The sequence below is a fragment of the Streptomyces sp. NPDC059371 genome, assembly GCF_042751995.1.
Taxonomy (GTDB): Bacteria; Actinomycetota; Actinomycetes; order Streptomycetales; family Streptomycetaceae; genus Streptomyces.
Genome location: NZ_JBHYXD010000037.1, coordinates 43,032 through 52,457, shown reverse-complemented (window position 1 = coordinate 52,457; position 9,426 = coordinate 43,032). Strand labels below are relative to the sequence as shown.

Annotated in this window: 5 protein-coding genes and 1 pseudogene; 5 read left to right on the top strand and 1 reads right to left on the bottom strand. The window is 68.9% G+C overall.

The genetic code is table 11. From position 1 onward, the window contains the following. Nucleotides 1–103 precede the first annotated feature (103 nt). Together ACFXGX_RS21705 and ACFXGX_RS21700 are read left to right on the top strand one after the other, a co-directional pair. Nucleotides 104–241: pseudogene (locus tag ACFXGX_RS21705) on the top strand (hypothetical protein); the annotation flags it as partial. 283 nt (nucleotides 242–524) lie between these two features. Then, the gene (locus ACFXGX_RS21700) at nucleotides 525–1,466 is read left to right on the top strand and encodes an RNA-guided endonuclease InsQ/TnpB family protein (protein WP_384793635.1); all 942 of its coding nucleotides are present in this window, start codon (nucleotides 525–527) and stop codon (nucleotides 1,464–1,466) included. 13 nt (nucleotides 1,467–1,479) lie between these two features. Here ACFXGX_RS21700 and ACFXGX_RS21695 read toward each other — a convergent pair whose 3' ends face one another. Continuing rightward, the gene (locus ACFXGX_RS21695) at nucleotides 1,480–1,608 is read right to left on the bottom strand and encodes a hypothetical protein (RefSeq protein WP_384793632.1); all 129 of its coding nucleotides are present in this window, start codon (nucleotides 1,606–1,608) and stop codon (nucleotides 1,480–1,482) included. 215 nt (nucleotides 1,609–1,823) lie between these two features. On the opposite strand from ACFXGX_RS21695, the gene ACFXGX_RS21690 reads away from it, so the two are divergent. From ACFXGX_RS21690 to ACFXGX_RS21680, 3 genes are all read left to right on the top strand, one after another. Further along, complete coding sequence (locus ACFXGX_RS21690) at nucleotides 1,824–3,206, top strand: alpha-amylase family protein (protein WP_384793629.1); 1,383 nt, start codon at nucleotides 1,824–1,826, stop codon at nucleotides 3,204–3,206. A 144-nt stretch (nucleotides 3,207–3,350) separates the two neighbouring features. Next, nucleotides 3,351–8,750, top strand: coding sequence for a pullulanase-type alpha-1,6-glucosidase (gene pulA, locus ACFXGX_RS21685; protein WP_384793705.1), 5,400 nt, complete (start codon nucleotides 3,351–3,353; stop codon nucleotides 8,748–8,750). Nucleotides 8,751–8,891: 141 nt separating this feature from the next. Then, a complete protein-coding gene (locus ACFXGX_RS21680) occupies nucleotides 8,892–9,257 on the top strand; it encodes a 5-carboxymethyl-2-hydroxymuconate Delta-isomerase (RefSeq protein ID WP_384793626.1) in 366 nt (121 codons plus the stop codon). The last annotated feature ends 169 nt before the right edge of the window (nucleotides 9,258–9,426 follow it).

The following is a 9,426-nucleotide window of genomic DNA, read 5'->3' as shown; positions in this document are numbered from 1 at the left end:
GTGCTCCGGTCCTGACCACCGGAGCACCGCTTTCGCGCGGGTCTTCTTCCTTTCCCCGGCCGTTACCTCCAGGTGTCGCTCACGGAGTACCCGGCGCCCGGGTATGGCCACTCGCACGGGTGATGTCGGTCGATGGTGTGGGCGGTCGGGGAACGTGCGGGCTAGGTTCACGGTCATGGCACGGTTTCGGATGTATCCGACGGGTGAGCAGGCGGGTGTCATGCTCGAGCACTGCGCGCACGCCCGGTACGTCTGGAACCTCGCCGTCGAGCAGCACGCGCACTGGTGCAAGGGCCGCGGGGCGGCTCCCGGTTTCGCCGAGCAGTGCCGCCAGCTCACCGAGGCCCGGCGTGACAATCCATGGCTCGGGGCTGGGAACGCGGACGTGCAGCAGCAGGCCCTGAAGGACTTCGCCACGGCGAAGGGCGCCCGCTTCACCTACGGGTTCGGTGAGCCGACCTGGCGCAGAAAGCACGTGCACGAGGGCTTTCGCGTCATCGGCACCGACCGCGTCCCGGAGCTCAATGCGGACGGCTCGCCGAAGCTCAACGCAAAGACCGGAAAACAGGTCATGGGCCGCTCGGTCGTTGTACAGAAACTCAACCGCAGGTGGGCTCAGGGTCAAGGTACCCGGCTGCGGCTGGGTCCGGTTCCGGCTCACCCGGCCCGAACTGCCCAAGGCCAAGACTTTCCGTGTCACCTTGCGCAGCGGCCGGTGGCACATCGCGTTCGCCGTCGTCCCCGCCCCCGTCGACGGGCCCGGCACGGGTGAGGTCATCGGCATCGACCGGGGCGTGGCCATCACCGCCGCCCTCTCCGACGGGCGGAAACTGAACTGCCCCCAGCTCACCGTCAGGGAACGCGCCCGGATCCGCAAACACCAACGCCGTGCCGCCCGCGCGCCCAAGGGCAGCGAGCGCAAGAGCACCGAGTACGCCAGGGCCGCCCGTATCAAGGCCCGCGAAGCCGACCGGCGCAAGGACTGGTGCGAGAAGACCAGCACGATGCTCGCCCGCAGCTACGACCTGGTGCGGTTCGAGAAACTGAACATCAAGAACATGACCCGCTCGGCGAGAGGAACTGCCGAGCAGCCCGGCAAGCAGGTCAAGCAGAAGGCCGGCCTGAACCGAGTCATCCTTGCCCAGGGCTGGGGCCTGCTCCGGCAACGCACCGGGCACAAGGCCCCAGGCCGCGTCGAGGACGTCCCCGCCCCCTACACCAGTCTGCGCTGCAGCGCCTGCGGTTGGACCGACAAGAACTCGCGCAAGAGCCAAGCCGAGTTCGCCTGCTCCTCCTGCGGCTTCACCTGCAACGCCGACACCAACGCAGCAACCAACGTCGCGGCAGGACAGGGCGGGATCCCCCGCCCCCGGCGAACAACCGGTGCCGGAGGGGTGACAACGGCCACCAGCCGCTCGAACACCCGTGAACCCCAACCCACACGGGCTGGAATCCCCTTTGCTTGAGAGGGGGAGGATGTCAATCCCACAGGTTGGCGATCACGTCGCCGTTGGGGACACCGGTGTCCGTCGCCGCTGCCGCCCGCTGGGCGGGCAGTGCGGCCAGCCCGCCGAGCGCCAGGGCGACGGTCGCCAGCAGCCGGGACATCCTTCTTCGCCGTAAGACCATCGGGGATGCGGCTCCTCTCGGGATCGGTCAGCACGGCCGCGGGGCGCGGAAGCTGACCCGTGTGGAGCGTGGGACCGCCCAAGGGAGCGCGTCAATAAGGAAGTTGAAAGTTCTTTCGACATCTTGCTGAAACATGATTGCAAGCGGTACGTTCCGATCCCCCCACCCGCACGACGTAGTGCAGGAGTACACACATGGCACGGAAGAAGCTCGCGGCCTCGTTCGCCCTCGTGGCGGGCCTGGCGGTCACGGTGGCCGTTCCCCCCGGTACGGCGGCGGCCTCGCCGCCCGGCACCAAGGACGTCACCGCCGTCATGTTCGAGTGGAAGTTCGACTCGGTGGCCAAGGAATGCACCAACACGCTGGGCCCCGCCGGATACGGCTACGTCCAGGTGTCCCCGCCCGCCGAGCACATACAGGGCTCGCAGTGGTGGACCTCGTACCAGCCCGTCAGCTACAGGATCGCCGGCCGGCTCGGTGACGCCACCGCCTTCAAGAACATGGTCAGCACCTGTCACGCGGCCGGTGTGAAGGTCGTGGCGGACACGGTGATCAACCACATGGCGGCCGGTTCCGGCACCGGCACGGGAGGCTCTTCGTACACGAAGTACAACTACCCGGGCCTCTACTCGTCCGCCGACATGGACGACTGCACCTCCACCATCAGCGACTACACCAACCGCGCCAACGTCCAGAACTGCGAACTCGTCGGCCTCGCCGACCTGGACACCGGCGAGTCCTACGTCCGGTCGGCCATCGCCGGCTACATGAACACCCTGCTCGGCTACGGCGTCGACGGCTTCCGGATCGACGCGGCCAAGCACATGCCGGCCGCCGACCTCGCCAACATCAAGTCCCGGCTGAGCAACCCGTCCGTCTACTGGAAGCAGGAGGCCATCTACGGCGCCGGCGAGGCCGTGCAGCCCACCGAGTACACCGGCAACGGCGACGTCCAGGAGTTCCGCTACGCCTACGACCTCAAGCGGGTCTTCAACAACGAGAACCTCGCCTACCTGAAGAACTACGGCGAGGGCTGGGGCTACATGAGCAGCTCGGTCTCGGCCGTCTTCGTCGACAACCACGACACCGAGCGCAACGGCTCCACGCTCAACTACAAGGACGGGGCGAACTACACCCTCGCCAACGTCTTCATGCTCGCCTACCCCTACGGCGCCCCCGACATCAACTCCGGCTACGAGTGGTCGAACGCGGACGCCGGGCCGCCCAACGGCGGTACGGTCAACGCCTGCTGGCAGGACGGCTGGAAGTGTCAGCACGCCTGGCCGGAGATCAAGTCGATGGTCGCCTTCCGTAACGCCACCCGGGGGCAAGCGCTTTCCAACTGGTGGGACAACGGCAACGACGCGATCGCTTTCGGCCGGGGGAGCAAGGGCTTCGTGGCCATCAACCACGAGACCTCCTCACTGAGCCGGACGTACAGCACCTCCCTGGCCGCGGGAACGTACTGCAACGTCCAGAACAACACGAGCATCACCGTGAACAGTTCGGGCCAGTTCACGGCGACGCTGGGCGCCAACACGGCCCTCGCGGTCTACGCGGGCAAGTCCAGCTGCTGAAAAGCCTTTCCGCATGTTGCAAGACTCTTGCTGTAAACCTTGCGTGAGCGATACGGTCACGCGGGCGTTCGGCATCGTGGCCGAAACGCTGCGCGGGGTCGGACCCGAGTACGCCGTAATCGCTAGGAGTTCACGACTGTGGACCTGATACCGAGAGGGCCGGCGAGCCGCACCAGCCGCCCCAGGCTGCGTGCAGCCGTCCTCGCAGCCGCACTGGCCGTATCGCTTGCGCAACCCCTTGTGGCGAGGGCCCAGACCCCGCCCGCACCGCCGTCGGACGCGAAGCTCGCCGCCGAGCCGACACGGCACGACTCCACCCGTGACCAGTTCTACTTCGTGATGCCGGACCGCTTCGCCAACGGCGACACGTCCAACGACAAGGGCGGACTGACCGGTTCGAGGCTCTCGACCGGGTACGACCCCACCGACAAGGGCTTCTACCAGGGCGGCGACCTCAAGGGTCTGACCAAGCGGCTCGACTACATCAAGGGCCTCGGCACCACCGCCATCTGGATGGCGCCGATCTTCAAGAACCAGCCCGTCCAGGGCACCGGCAAGGACGCCTCGGCCGGCTACCACGGCTACTGGATCACCGACTTCACCAAGGTCGATCCGCACTTCGGCACCAACAAGGACCTGGAGACACTGATCTCCAAGGCCCACGCCAAGGGCATGAAGGTCTTCTTCGACGTCATCACCAACCACACGGCCGATGTCGTCGACTACAAGGAACAGTCCTACAACTACCTCTCCAAGGGCGCCTTCCCGTACCTGACCAAGGACGGGAAGCCCTTCGACGACGCGGACTACGCGGACGGCACCAAGGGGTTCCCGTCGGTGGACGCCGACTCCTTCCCCCGCACGCCGACGGTTCCCGCCGCGAAGAAGAACGCCAAGGTCCCGTCGTGGCTCAACGACTCGACCGTGTACACCAACCGCGGTGACTCCACCTACGCCGGCGAGTCCACCACCTACGGCGACTTCTCCGGCCTCGACGACCTGTGGACCGAGCGTCCCGAGGTCGTCAGCGGCATGGAGAAGATCTACGAGAAGTGGGTCGAGGACTTCGGGATCGACGGCTTCCGGATCGACACCGTGAAGCACGTGAACATGGAGTTCTGGACGCAGTGGGCGACCGCCCTCGACGCGTACGCCGCCCGGCACGGGCGCAAGAACTTCTTCATGTTCGGCGAGGTCTACTCCGCCGACACGTCGATCACCTCGCCGTACGTCACCCAGGGCCGCCTCGACGCCACCCTCGACTTCCCGTTCCAGGACGCGGCCCGCTCCTACGCCTCGCAGGGCGGCAGCGCGCGGAAGCTCTCGTCCCTGTTCGCGGACGACTACAAGTACACGACCGACAAGGCCAACGCGTACGAGCAGGTCACCTTCCTCGGCAACCACGACATGGGCCGCATCGGGTACTTCCTGGACCAGGACAACCCGAAGGCGACCGACGCCGAGCTGCTGAAGAAGGACAGGCTCGCCAACGAGCTGATGTTCCTCGGCCGCGGCAACCCCGTCGTCTACTACGGCGACGAGCAGGGCTTCACCGGCTCCGGCGGTGACAAGGACGCCCGGCAGACGATGTTCGCCTCCAAGGTCGGCGACTACCTCGACGACGACGAGATCGGCACCGACCGCACCCACGCGAGCGACGCCTACGACACGGGCGCCCCGCTCTACAAGACGATCAGCGCTCTCTCCAAGCTGCGCAAGGACAACCCGGCCCTCGCCGACGGAGTCCAGACGGAGCGGTACGCCGCGGACGGCGCCGGCGTCTACGCCTTCTCCCGCACGGACGCGAAGACCGGCACCGAGTACGTCGTCGCCGTGAACAACGCGGACGAGGCCGAGTCGGCCACGTTCGCGACCGGCTCGGCGAACACGGACTTCCGCGCCGTATACGGAACCTCGGCCTCGGTGAAGAGCGACGGGGACAAGAAGGTCACCGTCACCGTCCCGGCCGGTTCCTCCGTCGTCCTCAAGGCCGCGGGCCGGCTCGCCGCCCCCGCGTCCAAGCCCACGCTGACCCTGAAGGCCCCCGCCGCGGGCGCCACCGGCACCGTCGAACTGTCGGCGGACGTCACCGGCGGACAGCTCGACCGGGTCGTCTTCGCGGCCCAGGTGGGCAACGGCACGTGGCGGACCCTCGGCTCCGCCGACCACGCCCCGTACAAGGTCACCCAGGCCATCGGCGAGGACGTACCGGCCGGAACCGCCCTGCGCTACAAGGCCGTCGTCGTCGACTCGGCCGGACGCACCGCGAGCGCGACGGCCGAGTCCACCACCGGCGCCGCGCCCGCCCCGGAGGTCCCGGCGGCCTCCTCGCGCGACTACGCGGTCGTCCACTACAAGCGCACCGACGGCGACTACACCGACTGGCGCCTGTACGCCTGGGGCGACATCGCCGACGGCGAGGGCACGACCTGGCCCGCCGGACACGACTTCGTCGGCCGCGACGCCTACGGCGCCTTCGCCTACGTGAAGCTGAAGCCGGGCGCCTCCAGCGTCGGCTTCCTGGTCATCGACAAGGACGGCAACAAGGACGTCGCGAGCGACCGCACGATCGACGTCACCAAGACCGGCGAGGTCTGGGTCGAACAGGGCAAGGACACCGTCCTCACCGAACAGCCCGACCTGCCCGCCCAGGACAAGACCAAGGCGGTCGTCCACTACCACCGTGCCGACGGCGACTACGCCGGCTGGGGTCTGCACACCTGGACGGGGGCCGCGACGCCCACGGACTGGACGAAGCCCCTGGAGCCGGTGCGGACCGACGCCTACGGCGCCGTCTTCGAGGTGCCGCTCGCCGAGGGCGCGACCAGCCTCAGCTACATCCTGCACAAGGGCGACGACAAGGACCTGCCCACCGACCAGTCGCTGGACCTCACGGCGAACGGCCACGAGGTGTGGCTGCTGAACGGCCAGGAGAAGTACCTGCTTCCGCAGCCCAAGGGCAGCGCGGCCGCACTCGACCTGAGCACGTCCAAGGCGATCTGGATCGACCGCTACACGGTCGCCTGGAACGGCTCCGACGCCGCCGTGTCCACCCAGCTCCTCTCCTCCCACGACGGCTCGATCGCCGTCAAGGACGGCGGGCTGACCAGCGACGACGAGCGCTGGCTGCGGCTGCAGAAGACCACCCTCACCGACGCCCAGAAGGCCCGGTACCCGCACCTGAAGGCGTACACCGCCTGGTCCGTCGACCCGCGCGACCGCGACCGGGTGCGCTCCGCGCTCGGCGGCCAGCTCGTCGCCTCGCAGCGGGCCGCGAACGGCGCCGTGCTCGCGGCCACCGGCGTGCAGATCGCCGGCGCCCTCGACGACCTGTACCCCGCGACGAAGGCGCACCTCGGGCCGGTCTTCCACAAGGGTGTCCCCACCCTCTCGGTGTGGGCCCCGACCGCCCAGTCGGTGAGCCTCGACCTCGCCGGCTCCACCGTCGCCATGAAGCGCGACGGCGCCACCGGCGTCTGGTCCGTCACCGGAAAGAAGTCCTGGACGGGCAAGCCCTACCGCTACGTCGTGAAGGTGTGGGCGCCGAGCGTCCGGAAGATCGTCACCAACAAGGTGACCGACCCGTACTCGGTGGCCCTGACCGCCGACTCGGAGCGCAGCCTGGTCGTCGACCTGGACGCCAGGTCCCTCGCCCCGTCGGGCTGGTCCTCGCTCAAGAAGCCCAAGGCCGTACCGCTGAAGGACGCGCAGATCCAGGAACTGCACGTCCGGGACTTCTCGGTGGCGGACAAGACCGTCCCCGCGAAGGACCAGGGCACCTACCTCGCCTTCACCGACAAGAACAGCGACGGCTCCCAGCACCTGAAGAAGCTGGCGCGGTCCGGCACCTCGTACGTGCACCTGCTGCCCGCCTTCGACATCGCCACCATCCCCGAGAAGAAGGCGGACCAGCAGAGCACCGACTGCGACCTGGCCTCCTACGCCGCCGACTCCGAGAAGCAGCAGGAGTGCGTGGCGAAGACCGCCGCCAAGGACGCCTACAACTGGGGCTACGACCCGTACCACTACACGGTCCCCGAGGGCTCCTACGCCACCGACCCCGACGGCACCGGCCGCACGGTCGAGTTCCGCAAGATGGTCAAGTCGCTCAACGAGGACGGCCTCAGGGTCGTCATGGACGTGGTCTACAACCACACCGCCGCGAGCGGCCAGGCCGACACCAGCGTCCTCGACAAGGTCGTCCCCGGCTACTACCAGCGGCTCCTCGCCGACGGCAGCGTCGCCAACTCCACCTGCTGCTCCAACACGGCGACCGAGAACGCCATGATGGGCAAGCTGGTGGTCGACTCGATCGTCACCTGGGCCAAGGAGTACAAGGTCGACGGCTTCCGCTTCGACCTCATGGGCCACCAGCCCAAGGCCAACATCCTCGCGGTCAGGAAGGCCCTCGACGGGCTGACCCTCGCGAAGGACGGCGTCGACGGCAAGAAGATCATCCTGTACGGCGAGGGATGGAACTTCGGCGAGGTCGCCGACGACGCCCGGTTCGTCCAGGCCACCCAGAAGAACATGGCGGGGACGGGCATCGCGACCTTCTCCGACCGGGCCCGTGACGCCGTCCGCGGCGGCAGCCCCTTCGACTCCGACCCCGGCGTCCAGGGCTTCGGCTCGGGCCTGTACACCGACCCCAACTCCTCCACCGGCAACGGCACCCAGGCCGAGCAGAAGGCCCGCCTGCTGCACTACCAGGACCTCATCAAGGTCGGCCTGACCGGCAACCTGGCGGCGTACCGCTTCACCGACACCGACGGCAAGGAGGTCAAGGGCTCCGAGATCGACTACAACGGCCAGCCCGCCGGCTACGCGGCGGCCCCCGGCGACGCGCTCGCCTACGCCGACGCGCACGACAACGAGTCCCTGTACGACGCGCTGACGTACAAGCTGCCCGCGTCGACGAGTGCCGCCGACCGGGCCCGGATGCAGGTCCTGTCCATGGCGACGGCCACCCTCTCGCAGGGTCCGTCCCTCTCCCAGGCCGGCTCCGACCTGCTGCGCTCCAAGTCGCTGGACCGCAACTCCTTCGACAGCGGCGACTGGTTCAACGCCATCCACTGGAACTGCCAGGACGGCAACGGATTCGGGCGCGGGCTGCCGATGGCCGCGGACAACACCTCGAAGTGGCCGTTCGCCAAGCCGCTGCTGACCTCCGTCAAGGTGGGCTGCGAGCAGATCGACGGCACCTCGGCCGCCTTCCAGGACCTGCAGCGGATCCGTACGGGCGAGAAGGTCTTCTCGCTCTCCACGGCCGCCCAGGTGCAGTCGCAGCTCTCCTTCCCGCTGTCGGGCAAGGACGAGACCCCCGGAGTGATCACCACGCGCCTCGGCGACCTCGTGATCGTCTTCAACGCGACCCCGGAGAAGCAGAAGCAGACCGTCGGCTCGCTGGCCGGTTCGGCGTACGCGCTGCACCCGGTGCAGGCGAAGGGCGCGGACGCGGTCGTCAAGTCCTCGTCCTACGCGAAGGACACGGGCTCCTTCACCGTCCCGGCCCGCACGGTGGCGGTGTTCACCCGGACTCCGTGACAGCGGCCCCCTGACACCGGCCTGACCCGGTGGGGGCGGCCCCGGACACCCTGAGCACGACGGGTGTCCGGGGCCGCCCCCGTTGTCGTGCCCGGGACTGCGGTTAGGGTGACCGGGACCTTTCAGGGAACAGGAGCGCCCATGCCGCAGATCACCGTCGAGACCTCCCCGGCCCTCGACCACGTCGACTGGAGCGCGTTCGCGCTCGCGCTGCACCCCGTGATCGTCGAGATCGCGGCCGCGCGGCTGGAGGCGTGCAAGCTGCGCACCCTGCGGACCGAGTACGAGATCGTGGGAGACGTGGCGGCCACGGGGACGGGGGGTCCCGCCATCGTCCATGTCGGCATCGCTCTGCTGGCCGGCCGCAGCGACGAGACCAAGGCCAAGCTGACCGAGGCCACGCTGGAGCTGCTGCGGGAGCACATCGAGCCCACGGACGGGGTCACTCTGCACGTGTCCGCCGAGGTGCGCGATCTCGACCCGTCGTACCGGAAGTTCGAGAAGTAGCCCCCGCGCCTCAGGCCCCGCGCCTCAGGCCCCCGCGCTTCAGGCCTCGCGCCTCAGTCCCGGGGGGGCGGCCGGCGGGGGGGGGCGGGGGGGGCGGGGGGAGCGCGCGCGCGCGCGGGGGGGGGGGGGCCGCGCCCGCGCCCGGGGGGGGCGCGCGCCGGGCGCGCCC

Bases quoted from the DNA above. Each gene is read 5' to 3' on its own strand.
- ACFXGX_RS21680 (WP_384793626.1), top strand. From the start codon at position 8,892: ATGCCGCAGATCACCGTCGAGACCTCCCCGGCCCTCGACCACGTCGAC.
- ACFXGX_RS21700 (WP_384793635.1), top strand. From the start codon at position 525: ATGCGGACGGCTCGCCGAAGCTCAACGCAAAGACCGGAAAACAGGTCA.
- ACFXGX_RS21695 (WP_384793632.1), bottom strand. From the start codon at position 1,608: ATGTCCCGGCTGCTGGCGACCGTCGCCCTGGCGCTCGGCGGGCTGGCC.
- ACFXGX_RS21690 (WP_384793629.1), top strand. From the start codon at position 1,824: ATGGCACGGAAGAAGCTCGCGGCCTCGTTCGCCCTCGTGGCGGGCCTG.